15 protein-coding genes, 1 tRNA gene and 2 rRNA genes (1 of these 18 only partly in view) are annotated in these 17,137 nt (G+C 35.2%); 2 read left to right on the top strand and 16 right to left on the bottom strand.

The genetic code is table 11. From position 1 onward, the window contains the following. The 6 genes from STRUR_RS02495 to STRUR_RS02470 form a co-directional block, all read right to left on the bottom strand. Window positions 1–1,089 (bottom strand): 23S ribosomal RNA (locus STRUR_RS02495); it reaches 1,821 nt to the left of the window's first position. Between the two features lie 151 nt (window positions 1,090–1,240). Continuing rightward, window positions 1,241–1,313: transfer RNA gene (locus tag STRUR_RS02490), tRNA-Ala, on the bottom strand. Between the two features lie 51 nt (window positions 1,314–1,364). Continuing rightward, a 16S ribosomal RNA gene (locus tag STRUR_RS02485) occupies window positions 1,365–2,913 on the bottom strand. The 16S and 23S rRNA genes sit together here with 1 tRNA gene alongside, the layout of an rRNA operon. 319 nt (window positions 2,914–3,232) lie before the next feature. After that, window positions 3,233–3,781, bottom strand: coding sequence for a ribosome hibernation-promoting factor, HPF/YfiA family (gene hpf / locus STRUR_RS02480; RefSeq protein ID WP_006740469.1), 549 nt, complete (start codon window positions 3,779–3,781; stop codon window positions 3,233–3,235). A gap of 120 nt (window positions 3,782–3,901) precedes the next feature. Beyond that, on the bottom strand, window positions 3,902–4,525 hold the full coding sequence (locus STRUR_RS02475) for a ComF family protein (RefSeq protein WP_006740323.1): 624 nt from the start codon (window positions 4,523–4,525) through the stop codon (window positions 3,902–3,904). Then, the gene (locus STRUR_RS02470; protein ID WP_006738633.1) at window positions 4,522–5,823 is read right to left on the bottom strand and encodes an ATP-dependent helicase ComFA; all 1,302 of its coding nucleotides are present in this window, start codon (window positions 5,821–5,823) and stop codon (window positions 4,522–4,524) included. The genes STRUR_RS02475 and STRUR_RS02470 overlap by 4 nt, the downstream gene beginning before the upstream one ends. A gap of 56 nt (window positions 5,824–5,879) precedes the next feature. Between STRUR_RS02470 and STRUR_RS02465 the strand changes: the two genes are divergently transcribed. Next, complete coding sequence (locus STRUR_RS02465; RefSeq protein ID WP_006740367.1) at window positions 5,880–6,530, top strand: YigZ family protein; 651 nt, start codon at window positions 5,880–5,882, stop codon at window positions 6,528–6,530. Window positions 6,531–6,621: 91 nt separating this feature from the next. Then, a complete protein-coding gene (cysK, locus tag STRUR_RS02460) occupies window positions 6,622–7,539 on the top strand; it encodes a cysteine synthase A (RefSeq protein WP_006738535.1) in 918 nt (305 codons plus the stop codon). A gap of 23 nt (window positions 7,540–7,562) precedes the next feature. Here the strand turns inward: cysK and STRUR_RS02455 are convergent, their stop codons facing one another. From STRUR_RS02455 to STRUR_RS11440, 10 genes are all read right to left on the bottom strand, one after another. Continuing rightward, window positions 7,563–7,925 carry a S1 RNA-binding domain-containing protein gene (locus STRUR_RS02455; RefSeq protein WP_006739454.1) on the bottom strand — a complete coding sequence of 121 codons (363 nt, stop codon included), beginning with the start codon at window positions 7,923–7,925 and terminating at the stop codon, window positions 7,563–7,565. Then, window positions 7,925–9,325 carry a Cof-type HAD-IIB family hydrolase gene (locus tag STRUR_RS02450; RefSeq protein ID WP_006739756.1) on the bottom strand — a complete coding sequence of 467 codons (1,401 nt, stop codon included), beginning with the start codon at window positions 9,323–9,325 and terminating at the stop codon, window positions 7,925–7,927. The genes STRUR_RS02455 and STRUR_RS02450 overlap by 1 nt, the downstream gene beginning before the upstream one ends. 36 nt (window positions 9,326–9,361) lie before the next feature. Then, entirely contained in the window at window positions 9,362–10,003 is a 642-nt protein-coding gene (locus tag STRUR_RS02445) for a response regulator transcription factor (RefSeq protein WP_006739571.1), read from the bottom strand. Beyond that, complete coding sequence (locus STRUR_RS02440) at window positions 9,975–11,000, bottom strand: envelope stress sensor histidine kinase LiaS (protein ID WP_006740072.1); 1,026 nt, start codon at window positions 10,998–11,000, stop codon at window positions 9,975–9,977. The genes STRUR_RS02445 and STRUR_RS02440 overlap by 29 nt, the downstream gene beginning before the upstream one ends. After that, complete coding sequence (gene liaF / locus STRUR_RS02435; protein WP_006738642.1) at window positions 10,997–11,692, bottom strand: cell wall-active antibiotics response protein LiaF; 696 nt, start codon at window positions 11,690–11,692, stop codon at window positions 10,997–10,999. The genes STRUR_RS02440 and liaF overlap by 4 nt, the downstream gene beginning before the upstream one ends. Before the next feature lie 89 nt (window positions 11,693–11,781). Beyond that, window positions 11,782–13,683, bottom strand: coding sequence for a Stk1 family PASTA domain-containing Ser/Thr kinase (gene pknB / locus STRUR_RS02430; RefSeq protein WP_006739098.1), 1,902 nt, complete (start codon window positions 13,681–13,683; stop codon window positions 11,782–11,784). Further along, window positions 13,683–14,420: a Stp1/IreP family PP2C-type Ser/Thr phosphatase gene (locus STRUR_RS02425; protein WP_006739689.1), complete on the bottom strand. Its 738-nt coding sequence runs from the start codon at window positions 14,418–14,420 to the stop codon at window positions 13,683–13,685. Before STRUR_RS02425 ends, pknB begins: the two co-directional genes overlap by 1 nt. Window positions 14,421–14,456: 36 nt before the next feature. Then, complete coding sequence (gene rsmB / locus STRUR_RS02420; RefSeq protein ID WP_006738933.1) at window positions 14,457–15,779, bottom strand: 16S rRNA (cytosine(967)-C(5))-methyltransferase RsmB; 1,323 nt, start codon at window positions 15,777–15,779, stop codon at window positions 14,457–14,459. Beyond that, window positions 15,769–16,704: a methionyl-tRNA formyltransferase gene (gene fmt / locus STRUR_RS02415; protein ID WP_006739491.1), complete on the bottom strand. Its 936-nt coding sequence runs from the start codon at window positions 16,702–16,704 to the stop codon at window positions 15,769–15,771. The genes rsmB and fmt overlap by 11 nt, the downstream gene beginning before the upstream one ends. 175 nt (window positions 16,705–16,879) lie before the next feature. Further along, a complete protein-coding gene (locus STRUR_RS11440) occupies window positions 16,880–17,080 on the bottom strand; it encodes a hypothetical protein (protein ID WP_006739148.1) in 201 nt (66 codons plus the stop codon). Window positions 17,081–17,137: the final 57 nt, after the last annotated feature.

Genomic DNA, 17,137 nt, shown 5'->3' with positions numbered 1-17,137 from the left:
CCTAGTTGTCTGTGCAACCCCACATCCTTTTCCACTTAACAGTTATTTTGGGACCTTAGCTGGTGGTCTGGGCTGTTTCCCTTTCGACTACGGATCTTAGCACTCGCAGTCTGACTGCCGATCATATCTCGTTGGCATTCGGAGTTTATCTGAGATTGGTAATCCGGGATGGACCCCTCACCCAAACAGTGCTCTACCTCCAAGAGACTTAACATCGACGCTAGCCCTAAAGCTATTTCGGAGAGAACCAGCTATCTCCAAGTTCGTTTGGAATTTCTCCGCTACCCACAAGTCATCCAAGCACTTTTCAACGTGCCCTGGTTCGGTCCTCCAGTGAGTTTTACCTCACCTTCAACCTGCTCATGGGTAGGTCACATGGTTTCGGGTCTACGTCATGATACTCTTTCGCCCTATTAAGACTCGGTTTCCCTACGGCTCCGTCTCTTCAACTTAACCTCGCATCATAACGTAACTCGCCGGTTCATTCTACAAAAGGCACGCTCTCACCCATTAACGGGCTCGAACTTGTTGTAGGCACACGGTTTCAGGTTCTATTTCACTCCCCTCCCGGGGTGCTTTTCACCTTTCCCTCACGGTACTGGTTCACTATCGGTCACTAGAGAGTATTTAGGGTTGGGAGATGGTCCTCCCAGATTCCGACGAGATTTCGCGTGTCTCGCCGTACTCAGGATACTGCTAAGGTTAATCAATCATTTTAAATACGAGGCTGTTACTCTCTTTGGCTTACCTTCCCAGGTAATTCTTCTATAATCATTAATCCTATATCGCAGTCCTACAACCCCGAGGAGTAAACTCCTCGGTTTGCCCTCCTGCCGTTTCGCTCGCCGCTACTCAGGCAATCGCGTTTGCTTTCTCTTCCTGCAGCTACTTAGATGTTTCAGTTCACTGCGTCTTCCTTCTCATAACCTTAACAGTTATGGATGACAACCATTAGTTGCCGGGTTCCCCCATTCGGACATCTCTGGATCAGCGCTTACTTACAGCTCCCCAAAGCATTTCGTCGTTAGTCACGTCCTTCTTCGGCTTCTAGTGCCAAGGCATCCACCGTGCGCCCTTATTAACTTAACCTTATTAACCTAGTTTCTTTAAACTGAAAACTCGTTAATTCACAGCGTTTTCGGTTTATTTCTTGTTACTTTTCTACAATCTTTTTCAAGATCGTGGAATTTGATATAGATATTCAATTGTCAATGGACTATCCTAGAGTATCGCTACTCTATGGAGCCTAGCGGGATCGAACCGCTGACCTCCTGCGTGCAAAGCAGGCGCTCTCCCAGCTGAGCTAAGGCCCCACAAGACCTCTCAAAACTAAATAAGACGACCAATCGTTTCCATTTCCTTAGAAAGGAGGTGATCCAGCCGCACCTTCCGATACGGCTACCTTGTTACGACTTCACCCCAATCATCTATCCCACCTTAGGCGGCTGGCTCCTAAAAGGTTACCTCACCGACTTCGGGTGTTACAAACTCTCGTGGTGTGACGGGCGGTGTGTACAAGGCCCGGGAACGTATTCACCGCGGCGTGCTGATCCGCGATTACTAGCGATTCCGACTTCATGTAGGCGAGTTGCAGCCTACAATCCGAACTGAGATTGGCTTTAAGAGATTAGCTTGTCGTCACCGACTTGCGACTCGTTGTACCAACCATTGTAGCACGTGTGTAGCCCAGGTCATAAGGGGCATGATGATTTGACGTCATCCCCACCTTCCTCCGGTTTATTACCGGCAGTCTTGCTAGAGTGCCCAACTGAATGATGGCAACTAACAATAGGGGTTGCGCTCGTTGCGGGACTTAACCCAACATCTCACGACACGAGCTGACGACAACCATGCACCACCTGTCTCCGATGTACCGAAGTAAAACTCTATCTCTAGAGCGGGCATCGGGATGTCAAGACCTGGTAAGGTTCTTCGCGTTGCTTCGAATTAAACCACATGCTCCACCGCTTGTGCGGGCCCCCGTCAATTCCTTTGAGTTTCAACCTTGCGGTCGTACTCCCCAGGCGGAGTGCTTAATGCGTTAGCTGCGGCACTAAGCCCCGGAAAGGGCCTAACACCTAGCACTCATCGTTTACGGCGTGGACTACCAGGGTATCTAATCCTGTTTGCTCCCCACGCTTTCGAGCCTCAGCGTCAGTTACAGACCAGAGAGCCGCTTTCGCCACCGGTGTTCCTCCATATATCTACGCATTTCACCGCTACACATGGAATTCCACTCTCCCCTTCTGCACTCAAGTTCTACAGTTTCCAAAGCGAACAATGGTTGAGCCACTGCCTTTAACTTCAGACTTATAGAACCGCCTGCGCTCGCTTTACGCCCAATAAATCCGGACAACGCTCGGGACCTACGTATTACCGCGGCTGCTGGCACGTAGTTAGCCGTCCCTTTCTGGTTAGTTACCGTCACGAAGTAGACTTTCCACTCCTACTTCCATTCTTCTCTAACAACAGAGCTTTACGATCCGAAAACCTTCTTCACTCACGCGGCGTTGCTCGGTCAGGGTTGCCCCCATTGCCGAAGATTCCCTACTGCTGCCTCCCGTAGGAGTCTGGGCCGTGTCTCAGTCCCAGTGTGGCCGATCACCCTCTCAGGTCGGCTATGTATCGTCGCCTTGGTGAGCCGTTACCTCACCAACTAGCTAATACAACGCAGGTCCATCTCATAGTGAAGCAGTTGCTCCTTTTAAGTTCCTAACATGTGTTAAAAACTCTCATGCGGTATTAGCTATCGTTTCCAATAGTTATCCCCCGCTATGAGGCAGGTTACCTACGCGTTACTCACCCGTTCGCAACTCCTTGGTCTTGTGCAAGCACATGACCTCAGCGTTCTACTTGCATGTATTAGGCACGCCGCCAGCGTTCGTCCTGAGCCAGGATCAAACTCTCATTAAAAGTTTGAGTATTCCTACTCTTTTCTTTCTGTCGCTGACAGATTTATTTCGTCTTTGACGGGTAATATGTCTCCATATCACCCTCACGTTTGGTTCGTCTTATTCAGTTCTCAAAGGTCTTTCGCCTCTTTCGAGACAACTATTTTATTCTATCAAATCATCACAAGCTTGTCAAGAACTTTTTTTACCTTTTCTTAACTGTCACTCGCCCGCTTCAACAGCCTATTTAGTATACTAAATCTACTTTACCATTGTCAAGGGATTTCTAAATAATAAAAAGTACCAGCAATGCTGGTACTTTTTATTATTTAGCTATTTAGCTATTTAGCTTCAATGAGTCCTAGATCTCCATCTTCACGTCTATACAAGATATTGGTAGTATTATCATCTGAATCAGTATAAATAAAGAAATCATGTCCCAATAATTCCATCTGCAAACGTGCCTCTTCAACATCCATAGGTTTCAGAGTAATGTTTTTAGTTCTTACAACTTTAATTTCAGGAATATCATCTTCTGCTTCATCTTCAAATTCTTCATTAAAAACATGACCTGTCGGAATTTTTTCTCTATGTTTTTTTGCTATTTTTGTTTTATTTTTTCGAATTTGTCTTTCAATCTTATCAACAACAAGATCAATAGAACCGTACATGTCTTGTGAAACATCTTCTGCTCTTAGAGTAACTGAACCAAGCGGTATAGTCACTTCAACTTTAGCAGTTTTTTCACGGTAAATTTTTAGATTAACTCGAGCGTCAATTTCTTGATCGTTATTAAAATACTTTTCAATTTTAGTAAGCTTTGATTCTACATAATCGCGAATTGCGTCTGTAACTTCGATATTTTCTCCACGAATATTGAATTTAATCATAGGATACCTCTTTCTCGCGCTTAAGCGCTTTCTTTATATTCATTATATCGTTTTCATGAAAATTTGCAAGTTTTAACGTGCAATTGAAAGACTCACTATATTCTTTGCACCAAATTTTTTTTAAATTTTTATCAATGCCACTATAGTTGCACCAGTGGTATAGATATCATCGATAATTAAAATATTTTTTGTTATTTTATTTTTCATTTCATTTTGAAGTCTATAGCTATTTTTATTATTTAAACGTTCAATTTTAGTTTTTTTGGATTGTACGTTACCTTCAACTTTTATAAATGGAATGAGAAATGGAATATTACATTCTTCAAGGATAACTTGCATTTGATTAAATTGTCTTTTTTCAAAAGTTAATTGACTAATGGGAACTGTTATTATTTGATAATTACTAAACGGCTTTATTGCTTTTTTAAGATCATTTACAAAAACAGTTTTTAAGAGGTAATCTCCATTAAATTTGTATTTTTTAAAATAGTCTTTCATAGATTCGTTATAATAATATAAAGCTTTATGATTGATTATAAATCCTTTTTCTTCCCATTTTTTGCAATCTGAACAAATCTTTTCCTTTCCTTTTTTCTGACACCTAACACAGCTAAAATTGGGATTGACTCTTTCAAAATTGTTTTTACATTTTTGGCAACATATTGCTTGTTCTTTCCTTATTAATAGATAATCCATTATATTTAGTGGTTGTATACAGTATTCTTGACATAAAATACACTTCATATCTGCTCGCCTTTTCTATTCATTTGTTTAATATCTTTTATTGCATTTACTAAAGCTAGCGTTTTACCATTATGATAAAAATTTAGCTTTCCTGTCGGTCTTTCAATGGATCTACCAACTCTTCCTGCAATCTGAATTAGAGAACTTTTTGTAAATAAATAATGGTGTGCTTCCAAAACAAAAACATCAACGCCTGGAAAAGTAACTCCTCTTTCTAGTATGGTGCTTGTTATCAATATCGAATATTTCTTTAGACGAAATAATTCGATTATCTCATGTCTGTTAATAGTTTGACTACATACAAATGCAATTGCCTCTTTTTCAAATAATTTTTCAAGTACTTTTTTTAATTGCTCACCTAATACAATTGTTGGCACAAAACATAATAATGGAAAATTTGTTTTTCGTTGGTTCTCAATATCAATAATTAACTTTTTGGGAAGTCTTCCTTTTTCTAATTGATTTTTAAAATTATTTAAGCAAAATAATTTAGGTACCACTAATGGATTACCGTGAAATCTTCTTGGTAAAGTCAATTTGTATAATCTACCTTTTTGAATTTCTCTTTCTAATTTTTTTGTTGAAGTTGCCGTCAAAAAAATATGACATCCCTCTTCTTTGATAGCATGGTTAGTCGCAAAATGTAAGACATCATTACCAACATATGGAAAAGCATCTACTTCATCAATGATTAATAAATCAAATGCATTTCTAAATTTTAACAATTGATGAGTTGTCATAATAATAATGGGGTTCCATTGATAGCCTTTAGACTGAGCATGCAATAAGGTAATTCCACAAGAGAAATCTTTTGATAACCTTGAATGAAGTTCCAAACAGACATCAACTCGAGGACTTGCAATAGCTACCCATTTCCCAATTTTTAAAAATTCATTTACTACTTGGTAAATCATTTCTGTTTTTCCAGCTCCGGTTACAGCATGTACTAATATCTTTTTCTTTTCAAAAATTAATTTTGTTAGACTATCCGAAATTTTTTGCTGAAACGGTGTTAAAAGTCCTATCCAGACTAGGTAGTCTGAACCAATTCCTTTTGGACAATCAAATTGAACTAAAGGAATGTTTTGACTATTTCTCCCAAAAATCAGACACTCACGACAGTAGAGTTGTCCATCAGGAAGGGTATGGTTATCTTCTGGAATACTATTACACCTTTGACAATAGTACTGATTTTGTTTGAGTATAAACGACGGTATTTCTTTAGAAAACGATAGATATTGCATTGGTACATCTTGCTTTAAAATAATTCTTCCATAAAAATTCTTTAATTCTTCCATCACTTATTAATTCGAATTTTTTTGCCAAATAATAAAGAATTGTGTAAACTTTTTTTATGAATACTTTTAAAACATTGAAAGAAAATAGTCAAAGTGAAATTGAAATCAAAAAATCTCGATTTATTACTTATATTTTTCGAATTAATAATGAGGAAGAGTCAAAAATAATATTAGATAAACTTCGTAAAGAACATTACAAAGCAAATCACCTTTGTTCTGCTCTCGTAGTTGGTGAGAAGCAAGAGATCAAAAGATCTAGTGACGATGGTGAGCCTAGTGGAACAGCTGGCCTTCCAATATTATCTGTTTTAGAAAAACAAAATCTAACAAATGTATTTGTGGTTGTTGTTCGCTACTTTGATGGTACTAAACTTGGTACTGGAGGTCTGATTAGAGCCTATTCTACAGCTACAAGTCATGCTATCGAGAATAATAGTATTGTTGAAATTAAAGAATTGCTTGGCATAAGAATTGTCATGTCCTATAATCAATATCAAATCTATTCACAATTTTTAGAAAGCGAAAAGTTGAGCGAATTCGATACTGATTTTACTGATCATATTACCACTTCTATTTTTTGTGAAGAAGATAGATTTGAAAATATTTGTCATCACTTAAATGATTATTTTAATGGAAAAATTGATTATAAAAAAATTAACTCAAAAATTGTCGAAGTTCCTTTTAGGGAGAAAATTACATCCGATTAAATTTAGTTATCATTATGATAAATAATTAGTATTTTACAAACAATTCTAGAGATATTATACTTGAGATAGTAATTCTAAAAGGAGTTTTTAAATGATCTATCAAAATATCACTGAATTAGTCGGAAAAACACCAATTGTAAAATTAAATAATATTGTTCCCGAGGGAGCTGCTGATGTCTACGTTAAAGTGGAAGCTTTCAATCCAGGATCTTCTGTAAAAGATCGTATTGCATTAGCAATGATTGAAGACGCGGAAAAAGAAGGAAAAATCAAACCAGGAGATACTATCGTAGAGCCAACTAGTGGTAATACAGGTATTGGTTTAGCATGGGTTGGAGCTGCTAAAGGCTATCAAGTTATTATTGTTATGCCTGATACCATGAGTGTTGAACGCCAAAAATTAATAAAAGCTTATGGAGCAGAGCTTATCCTTACACCTGGCAGTGAAGGCATTAAAGCTGCGATTACAAAAGCTGAAGAAATTGCAAAAGAAAAAAATGGTTGGGTCCCAATGCAGTTTAAAAACCCTTCTAATCCATTAATTCATGAAAAAACAACGGGTCAAGAAATACTTGAAGATTTTGGTGAAACTGGTCTTGATGCATTTATCTCAGGTGTTGGAACTGGTGGAACTGTTTCAGGTGTCGCCCATGCACTTAAAAAAGCAAATCCATCAACTGAAATAATTGCTGTTGAAGCTGATGAATCTGCTGTTTTATCTGGTGATCAACCTGGACCACATAAAATCCAAGGTATTTCAACTGGTTTTGTTCCTGAAACACTAGATACAAAAGCATTTGATAGTGTTGCTCGTGTTTCTTCCGACAATGCATTTGAAACAAGTCGTTCATTTGGCCAAAAAGAAGGTTTCTTAATCGGTATTTCTTCTGGTGCTGCTATTTATGCAGCTATTCAAAAAGCTATTGACCTTGGAAAAGGTAAAAAAGTACTAGCCATTTTACCTGATAATGGAGAACGTTACTTATCTACTGCTTTATATCAGAATTAAAATAAAAAAGCCTTAAGGCTTTTTTATTTTTTCTCTTTTTGTAAAAATGTAATACCATCATCTATCCAATCATCTAAGTGTTCTTCCAATGGTTTAAAACCAAATTTATATCGGCTATTAGAAAAACGGTGTCTATGTGATAAATAATGTTTATCTTCTTCTAAAGTTCTCAAAGACAAACTAGCTTTTTGTGAGTATTCATCAAAATCGACAACTTGCACTAATACTTCTTGTCCAATTGTTAAATATTTGGAAATGTTATCAATATAGCCAGTTTTTATTTCAGAGATATGGATTAAGCCAGTTGTGTTATTTTCAAGGGAAACAAAGGCACCATATGGTTTGATTCCCGTGACAGTTCCTTTTAATTTATCCCCTATTTTCATTACTCACTAACCTCAATTGTTGTGATGACAACATCTTCTACTGGTTTATCTTGAGCGCCTGTTTTTACTGAAGCAATTTTATCAAGTGTTTCAAAAGAAGCTTCATCAACTAATTGACCAAATACTGTATGTCTACGATCTAAATGTGGTGTTCCACCATTTTCAGAATAGACTTGTGCTATATCTGCTGGCCACCCTCCACGTTCTAACTCTTTTTTAGAGTATGGGAGTTTCGTATTTTGAACAATAAAGAATTGGCTTCCATTTGTATTTGGCCCAGCATTTGCCATTGAGAGGGCACCTCTTAAATTATACAATTCTTCTGAGAATTCATCTTCAAAACTATCTCCATAAATAGATTGTCCACCCATACCAGTTCCAGTGGGATCACCACCTTGAATCATAAATTCTGGAATAATTCTATGGAAGATAATGCCATCATAATAACCTTCTTTAGCCAAACCTAAAAAGTTGGCAACAGTTTTTGGAGCATGTTCTGGAAAGAGCTTAATACTCATATCTCCTAAGTTTGTTTTAATTTTTGCAGTTGGAGCTTCAAATGTTTCCAAATTTAATTGTGGAAAATGTAATTCTTTATTTACCATACCTAGTTCAACAAGGGCATTATAAATGCCATTCCCTTCTACATTATCTGTTACGTAATCTGCTTTTTCTTTAATTTCAGAAACGGCATTTCCCATAGCTACTTTCAAGCCAACAAAATCGAAAATTTCCATATCATTTGAGCCATCACCAAACATCATGGCATTTTCAGGAGTCATACCTTCTTTTTCTAAAACTTGCCCTACACCTGAAGCTTTTGAAATACCACTTTTTACAACATCAGAAGAATGTTGATGCCAAGGAACTAATCTAACTTCTCTAGATAAATGTTCTGGTAACACCAAGTCAGCATTATTTTCAGCAAATGTCCACATATGATAAACGTCATTTGTTAAATAAAAATCTGGTTCGACATCACAAATACCATAAACTGGAACCATGGCTTCATCAATTAGTGGAATCCTGGCAGATACCACTGGTTTGTCTTTACCAGCAAAGCCATATTCAATGCCAATATATTGACACCAATCTACAAAAGCTTGTGCAACTTCTTTGCGGATAGGTTGATTGACAATTTCTTCTTTTTGATGATTGACAACATAAGAGCCATTAATAGTGACAAAATAATCTGGTTCTAAATCAATAATTTCTGGTACAACACCATATAAGGCCCGTCCTGACGCAATTCCAGTAAGAATACCTTTAGATTTTAAATCTTTAAAGACCGTTTTGATGGTTTCTGGCATATAACCAGTGTCTTTTACTCTTAATGTATCATCTATATCAAAAAAGACAATTTTAATTTTTTTTGCTTTATATTTTGTTTTTGCGTCCATTAAACCCTCCATTAGAATCGTAAGTTTATTATACCATTAATTGTCATCTTGTGGGACTAAATGATGTCTAAAGGCATAAACAACTGCTTGAGTTCGGTCATCAACTTGTAATTTTGCTAAAATATTTGAAACATGTGTTTTAACCGTTTTTAAGGAAATATATAACTCATCAGCAATGGTTTGATTATCAAATCCTTTAGCTAATAAATATAATATATCATATTCTCTGGCTGTTAATTCTTCATGTAATTCTGGATTATCTTGATGGTTCTTGATTTTTTTATCAACTTCTGTCTCAATAGCTTCTTGTCTATTGGCTACTTTTCTAATAGCATTTAAGATTTCTGCAGCACTAGATGTTTTTAACATGTAACCTTTGACTCCCGCTTCAATGACAGGGTAAATTTTTTCATTATCTAAGTAAGATGTAAGAACTAAGATTTTTGCTTCTGACCATTCTTTTAGAATACTTAAGGTTGCCTCCACACCATCTACTTCTGGCATAACTAAATCCATAACGATAACATCTGGTTTCAACTCTAACCCTAGTTTGATGCCATCATTACCGTTCACACCTTCAGCAATGACTTCTATATCTGATTGCATATTAAGAAAGCTTTTTAGTCCCATTCTAACCATCTCATGATCGTCAATCAATACTACTTTTATTGTTGTCATCATTTTCTCCTTTAATCAATGGCAATCTAACAGTCATTACAACTCCTTTACCTATTTGGCTTAAAAAGTCAACTGTACCTGCCATATCATCAACCCTATCTTCAATATTCTTAAGTCCATAGCTTAGATCTTGGACTTTATCCATATCAAATCCTTTACCATTATCTATCATTTTCAGCTGTAGTTCATTCTTTGTTTGTTGAATGTAAACCTCTAATTGACTTGCGTCAGCATGTTTCAAAGTATTACTAATAAATTCTTGGGCAATTCTAAATAAGTTATCTTCGATTGGTTTTGGAATTCTTTGACTATTATTTTGATAGGTAACACAAATATTACTTTTGTCTGTAAGCTCTTTTAAAATGAGTTCCAATCCTTCAGATAAACTTCGTTGATCAAGTTCTGTAGGTCTCAAATGAAGTAGTAAAATTCTCAAATCGTTTTGAGTATTTTGTAACATTTTTTCAACCGTTAAGATTTGATTTTGCAACTCTTTTTGATCAAGATTTTCAAGACTCATTGATAAGCCAGATAAAATCATTGACGAAGCAAATAATTCTTGACTAACAGTGTCATGAAGGTCACGCGCTATCCTTTTTCTTTCTTGTTTAACAATTTCTTGATTATTTTGAATATATGTATTTTCAGTACGTTGTAATTTTTGAGTGAGATGACTCATTTTTTTTGAAAGGCGTGCCAAATTGGTATTAATCTCATTAGAATAGTCTTCTACAATAGCTTGATTATTTACAATCCTTCTTAAATTTTGATTTATCATCCGCTTACTATTGTCATCTAAGACAACCCAAAGTAGTAACAATAAAACTGTTACAGATAAAATCAAAAAGATAATTGAAAAGAAAAACTGAATGAATAACTGCCAATTTGAGAAGACAGTTCTGATATGGATATTAAAATTATCCATAATAATATATGTAATCGATAAAATGGTCACTGCTGAGTAAAGCCAAATTAAAAAATAATATCTTTTTTTCATCGTCTTGTCACCTCAACATCACCAGCAAGAACATTGAGAATAATCTTAACATTACGCTGACTTTTTTCGTATTGGTTACTCCACAATTTAAGTGATTCATTTCTTAAATCATATTCATCATAATCAAAAAACCTAACACTACCATAGACTGAACTAACCTCTAATTTAACTTCAACATCAATTGGAACGTCAATTTGAGTCTTTCCATAAATTTTTCGAATTATAATATTATTTTCTTTACCAGTAACAATCACCTTCGTTAAATCAATCTGATCATTTCCACTAAATCTGATGATATTTATATCATCAAATGCATAATAATCACTCTGATAGATTGAAGCTCCAAGCCATTGATGACGAATTGGTTGAACATTTAGTTCACTCTCTTTAAATTTGATCAAAGCAAATCTATTTTTCTTTTTGACTTGTGAAAAATGATTTAAAACAATATAGACAATTCCAAGTAAAACTGCTGCGACAATATAAGGGTTTAACATTATAATTAAAAATAATAATAATAACCCTATTGTTAGTAAAAAATTATTCCGACTATCTTGATTGTAAAATCGTAATGCCAAAAGTAATAAGACAAGTATCAAAATAAAACTTGAAACATCATTTGACAAGATTGTCATAATGCCTAAAGCCAATAAGATAATTTCAACAAGTAAAAAAAACTGAAATTTTTTCATTAGGTTCCTCACTTACTCTGCTATTTTAACAAAAAACATTAGAATTTTCATCATCATTTAAATAGAAAAAAAAGCACTTAGAGTGCTTTTTAAGGTTGTTCATTTGAACTAGTAGATTCTGAAGTTTCACTTGTTGTTGAACTAGATGTGCTAGTTGACGATTGTGAACTACTACTTGTTGAACTCGTTTCTTGACTACTTGATGATTGACTTGCTGAAGTATTATCAGAATATAAATATAAACTAATTTCCGTATTTTCAGTTGTACTGATAGCTGTACCATAATAAGGTGTTTGACTACTAATAACAGCTGAAGGTGAAGGTGAACTTACTTCAACATAACCCTTTTGAGAACTTGAACTTGGAGTGTACACTTTAATTCTAGAAGATGAAATTCCTAGACTTGTTAATGTGTCAACAGCATCAGAATAGGTCATATCAGTCAATGCAGGCATCGTTGCGGTATCACTGATAGCTACTGTTAAGGTGATTTTTGAACTACCATTAGGATTAAATTTGTCTCCTTTGGATGGTGATTGACTTATCACAGTTCCTTCATCATAATCAGTTGTAGCCACTTTTTTAATTTTAATTTTTGATTTCTTCACACCATATTGATCAACTAAATCAGATACTGCCTGATTGTAATCTTTTCCAGTATAATCAGGCATTTCAAAACTAGAATTCCCTACTGAAACATAAAGGTTGATTTTATTGCCTTCATGAGTTTTAGAACCAATACTTGGATTAGTTTTGACCACATAACCTTCAGAAATTTTGCTACTTTCAACTTCTTTAATGCTACCAACTTTTAATCCTGCAGAAGTAATTTTTGACTTGGCAGAATTTAAACTAAGGCCTTGTACATTTGGTACTGTCGCAATTGAAGGTTTTGTTAATACTAAAAAGGCAAATAAGGCAACACCAACCGTAAATAAGGCAAATAATACTTTAAAGAAAGTTCCTATGAATCTTTTCTTACGCTTCTTAGGTTTATTAACTGGTGTAGCTAGCGTGTCTTCTTTTATAGCTTGTTCTTCTTGAGCACCCTTTTGCTTTTTCAATAATTGATCAGGATTGTTCTGACTTGGTACAGGAACAACTTTTGGAAGTGGTTTAGTATTCTCAGAATCTTGAAAAACAAGTTTTTTCTCACGACTACGATTATAACTTAATGCTGTCATTAAATCTCGACTCATTTCAAAAGTCGATGAATAACGATCTGCCAACTTCTTTGCTGTAGCTTTAATAACGACATTTTCAAGAGCTTGTGGGACATTACTATTTTCTTCTAGAATTGATGGGAGTGGTTTCTGAAAATGTTGTAAAGCTATAGTTACAGCACTGTCCCCATCGTAAGGTATATGACCTGTCAACATTTCAAAGAGCATTATACCCATTGCATATATGTCACTTTGAACTGTTGCTTTAGATCCTCTAGCTTGCTCTGGCGATAGATAGTGTACACTACCTAACATAGAATTAGTTTGTGTTAGACTTGTTTCAGCAAATGCAACTGCAATCCCAAAGTCTGTTACTTTTACTGTTCCATTTTTCGTAAGTAAAATATTTTGAGGTTTTAAATCTCGATGAACTATTCCCTTTTGATGTGCTAGATTCATGGCCGAGAGAACTTCTTCCATGATTCTAACAACTTCCGTATTAGATAGTGGTGCATGATCTTGAATATATTTTTTCAAATCAGCACCATCAACATATTCCATTACTAGAAATTGCTGACCGTCTTCTTCACCAATGTCACGGATTGCAACAATATTAGGATGATTCAATTCTGCCATGGCTCTAGCTTCACGCTGGAAGCGAGCAACTGCAACTTGATCTGTTTGATAATTGGTTCGAAGCACTTTAATCGCAACTTCTTCATTATCTAATATCAAGTCATTGGCCAGATATACATCCGCCATACCACCACGTCCGATAGATTTTAGAATACGATAACGACCAGCAAATAATTTGCCAATCTGTATCATTATTCTTCCTCACTTTCATTATGAATCAAGGCTACTGTTATATTATCTAAACCACCATTTTGGTTTGCAAGAGTTATTAACTCTTGATTTTTTTCATCTAAACTTCTATCAGATTGTAAAACCGATACAATATCTGTGTTTGAAATCATATTGGTTAAACCATCACTATTGATTACAAGATAATCATCTTTTTCAAGTAATTGAATACCTAAATCCAATTCAACAGGATTTGATTGCCCAATAGATTGCGTAATAATATTTTTTTGTGGATGACTGGCTGCTTCTTCTTCAGTTATTTGACCAGCTTTAACAAGTTCATTTACCAATGAATGATCACTTGTTAGCAGTTGGTAATGATCAGCTCTAACCAAACCAATTCTAGAATCTCCGATGTGAGCATAGATGGCACTATCTTCAACCAAGGCTATTGCTTCAACAGTTGTCCCCATACCTTTATAATCATCAGATTGTCCTAATTGATAAATTTTTTGATTCTCAGCTTCAATAGTAACAAGCATCCAATCTCTAATCTGACTTAATTCTGTAAATTCTGTACTTACCCATTCGCGACCAAGATCTGTCACAGTCATCTCACTAGCGATATTTCCAGCTCTATGTCCGCCCATACCATCAGCCAAAACGACCAAAGTAATACCGCTTTTGTTATCAAATTTATTGATAAAATCTTGGTTATTTGAGCGTTTCTGCCCAATATCTGTTATAAGTGAAATTTTCATAATATTTTTTCTGACGATGTCAGTTCCTCCTAGATATTACCAGACGCGTTTTACTTGTGCAATAAAGAAACCATCTGTTTGATATTGCTCAGGTGTAATGGCAATACAACCGTCTCTCACAATATCTTTTTGTCTATGATTTAAATTTACTTGTTCAAAATTTGGATGTGTTTCCAAGAAAGAATTAATAACTTGGAAGTTTTCTTCATCAAAGATTGTGCAAGTGCTATAGGTTATTATACCACCTTTTTTAATGGTTTGACAAACACTAGACAATATCTCTAGCTGGATTGCTTGTAGATTTTGAAAATCCAATGTTGATTTTTGGTACTTAATATCAGGTTTTCGCCTTATCAATCCAATTCCAGAACAAGGAGCATCTACTAGTATCTTATCAAAGCTGTCAGCAGAAAATACTTCATGAACTTTTCTAGCATCTAATTGTTTTGTTTCTATTTTATCGCTAAGATGAAGTCTTTTAGCATTATCATTGACAAGATTAAGTTTATGTTGGTATAAATCTAAAGCTATTACTCGACCATTTGTTAAATAAGAAGCCATGTGAACGGTTTTTCCACCAGGTGCACTACAGGCATCAAGAATAATATCATTATTTTCAATCTTTAAAGTTGGAGCTACCAATTGACTACTTTCGTCTTGAATGGTTATTTCCCCTTTCAGAAATAAGGCATCAGTTGAGAAATTTCCATGTTCTTTAACAAGACCAACAGTTGAAAGTTGTGATTTTTGAGTATTTGTCAGGGTCTGAATACTTTCAAGTTTAGAGACATCAGTTACTCGTATACTAGCTTTACTCCTTTGAAATAAGCTTTCCATAATAGCTTTGGCGCGTTGTTCACCAAACTGATCCATTAACTTTTTAACTAACCAAACTGGGATAGAATATAAAATAGAGTATTTCTTATTCTTCCTTTTAATAGAATGAATATCTGGAAGTTCTTCTTGCGTTATTTTTCTAAGGATGGCGTTGACATACTTTTCTGCACCCTTTCTATTGCCTCTATTTTTTGCAATATTAACAGCTTCATTGACAACCGCATGGTTGGGTATTTTATCCAAATAAATAATCTGGTATAGACTTAGCAATAATAAATAATAAACCCATTTTTCAATCTTTTCTCTATCCTCAATATAATGTGACAAATACCATTCTAGGGTCATTTTTCTTGCAACTGTTCCATAAACAATTTCAGTCACTAAGCTTTTATCTTTTTCTGACAATTGACTAGCTTTTAACCACTGATTTAGAGCAATGTTAGAATAAGCATCCTCTTCAAAAATAGACTCAATAATAGCCAAAGCTTGTCCTCTTGTCCACCTTTTCCAATCATTGGCCAAAAGAATCACCTACTTCTAATTGTCTCCCTAGCCCATTAAGGAAATCTTTAATCAACATTTTGGGTTTTCCTGCTGGTTGAACAACTTCTAGTGCAACTGCTCCTTGACCAGTTGCAACAATCAATTGATCTTTCGTTTTTGCAATAATATGACCTGCTTGTCCTTGACCTTTTACTTCTTTAACTTGGTAAATTTTAAAACGTTCACCATTTAATAAGGTATGAGCCACTGGCCATGGATTCATCCCTCTTACTTTATTGAAAATTTGTCTTGCATTTCCATGCCAATCAATACGTTCTTCTTCAGGTGAGATATTAGGTGAAAAAGTTGCCTTAGTATGATCTTGTTTTTCAGGTGCTATATTTCCAGAAATGTAATCTGGTAATGTCTTCAATAATAAATCTCTACCAACCACAGCTAATTTTTCAAACATAGTACCAACATTATCAGTATCTTCTATAGAGATACTAGCTTTTGCGACCATATCTCCTGCATCCATTCCTTTTACCATTTCCATGATAGTAACGCCTGCTTCTTTTTCACCATTAATAATCGCATAATGAATAGGTGCACCACCTCGATATTTGGGAAGTAAAGAAGCATGGACATTGACTGAAAAAGTAACTGAATTGAGTAACTTACTTGGTAAAAACTGTCCAAATGCTGCTGTAACAATGCCATCGGCACCTAAAGACATTATCTCATCAAGTTCTTTTGACTCTGATAATTTTTCTGGTTGATAAATAGGAATGTTATGTTCAAGAGCAACTTCCTTAACAGGGGTCATCTTAATTTGCTTTTTACGCCCCACTGCCCTATCAGGTTGTGTAATAACTGCTAATATCTCATAACGACCATCTAAAAGCAAACCTCTTAATACAGTAGCTGAGAACTCTGGAGTACCCATAAATAATAATTTTGTCATAATGATTTCAAGCTCATGAACCTCTATGCCATAAAAGTTATGAGCTTATTATTCCTTTCTCTATATAATAAGTTATTTAATCAAACTACATTTTGATTACAATGATTTAGTGTATATTTTATCCATTTTATAATTAGCAACAAATCGAAAGCTATTTTCATTATAACAATTCTTTTCAATTGCGTCGCTTGCGGTTATTTTTAAGATAGGCATTAAGTGATGGGTATTGTTTGGTAAGAGAACGAGTATAACTATAATTTATGACAACTGTCATTAACCAGATATTCCAAGAACTATTACTAGTAAAGAAACCAACCAATGATAACTCTTTAAAAATATCTTTCCATAAACTTGTTCGAATAGGATATAGTGACAATTCATCCTCATCTAAGAATACTAAAAAAATTCATAAGAAGGATTAAGACCCAGCCCT

This window comes from Streptococcus urinalis 2285-97 (assembly GCF_000188055.2).
GTDB lineage: Bacteria > Bacillota > Bacilli > Lactobacillales > Streptococcaceae > Streptococcus > Streptococcus urinalis.
This window is presented reverse-complemented; position numbering and strand designations above follow the sequence as displayed.

Excerpts from the sequence above, each read along its gene's own strand:
- hpf (WP_006740469.1), bottom strand. The coding sequence starts at position 3,781 with ATGATTAAATTCAATATTCGTGGAGAAAATATCGAAGTTACAGACGCA.
- STRUR_RS02475 (WP_006740323.1), bottom strand. The coding sequence starts at position 4,525 with ATGAAGTGTATTTTATGTCAAGAATACTGTATACAACCACTAAATATA.
- STRUR_RS02470 (WP_006738633.1), bottom strand. The coding sequence starts at position 5,823 with ATGGAAGAATTAAAGAATTTTTATGGAAGAATTATTTTAAAGCAAGAT.
- STRUR_RS02465 (WP_006740367.1), top strand. The coding sequence starts at position 5,880 with ATGAATACTTTTAAAACATTGAAAGAAAATAGTCAAAGTGAAATTGAA.
- cysK (WP_006738535.1), top strand. The coding sequence starts at position 6,622 with ATGATCTATCAAAATATCACTGAATTAGTCGGAAAAACACCAATTGTA.
- STRUR_RS02455 (WP_006739454.1), bottom strand. The coding sequence starts at position 7,925 with ATGAAAATAGGGGATAAATTAAAAGGAACTGTCACGGGAATCAAACCA.
- STRUR_RS02450 (WP_006739756.1), bottom strand. The coding sequence starts at position 9,325 with ATGGACGCAAAAACAAAATATAAAGCAAAAAAAATTAAAATTGTCTTT.
- STRUR_RS02445 (WP_006739571.1), bottom strand. The coding sequence starts at position 10,003 with ATGACAACAATAAAAGTAGTATTGATTGACGATCATGAGATGGTTAGA.
- STRUR_RS02440 (WP_006740072.1), bottom strand. The coding sequence starts at position 11,000 with ATGAAAAAAAGATATTATTTTTTAATTTGGCTTTACTCAGCAGTGACC.
- liaF (WP_006738642.1), bottom strand. The coding sequence starts at position 11,692 with ATGAAAAAATTTCAGTTTTTTTTACTTGTTGAAATTATCTTATTGGCT.
- pknB (WP_006739098.1), bottom strand. The coding sequence starts at position 13,683 with ATGATACAGATTGGCAAATTATTTGCTGGTCGTTATCGTATTCTAAAA.
- STRUR_RS02425 (WP_006739689.1), bottom strand. The coding sequence starts at position 14,420 with ATGAAAATTTCACTTATAACAGATATTGGGCAGAAACGCTCAAATAAC.
- fmt (WP_006739491.1), bottom strand. The coding sequence starts at position 16,704 with ATGACAAAATTATTATTTATGGGTACTCCAGAGTTCTCAGCTACTGTA.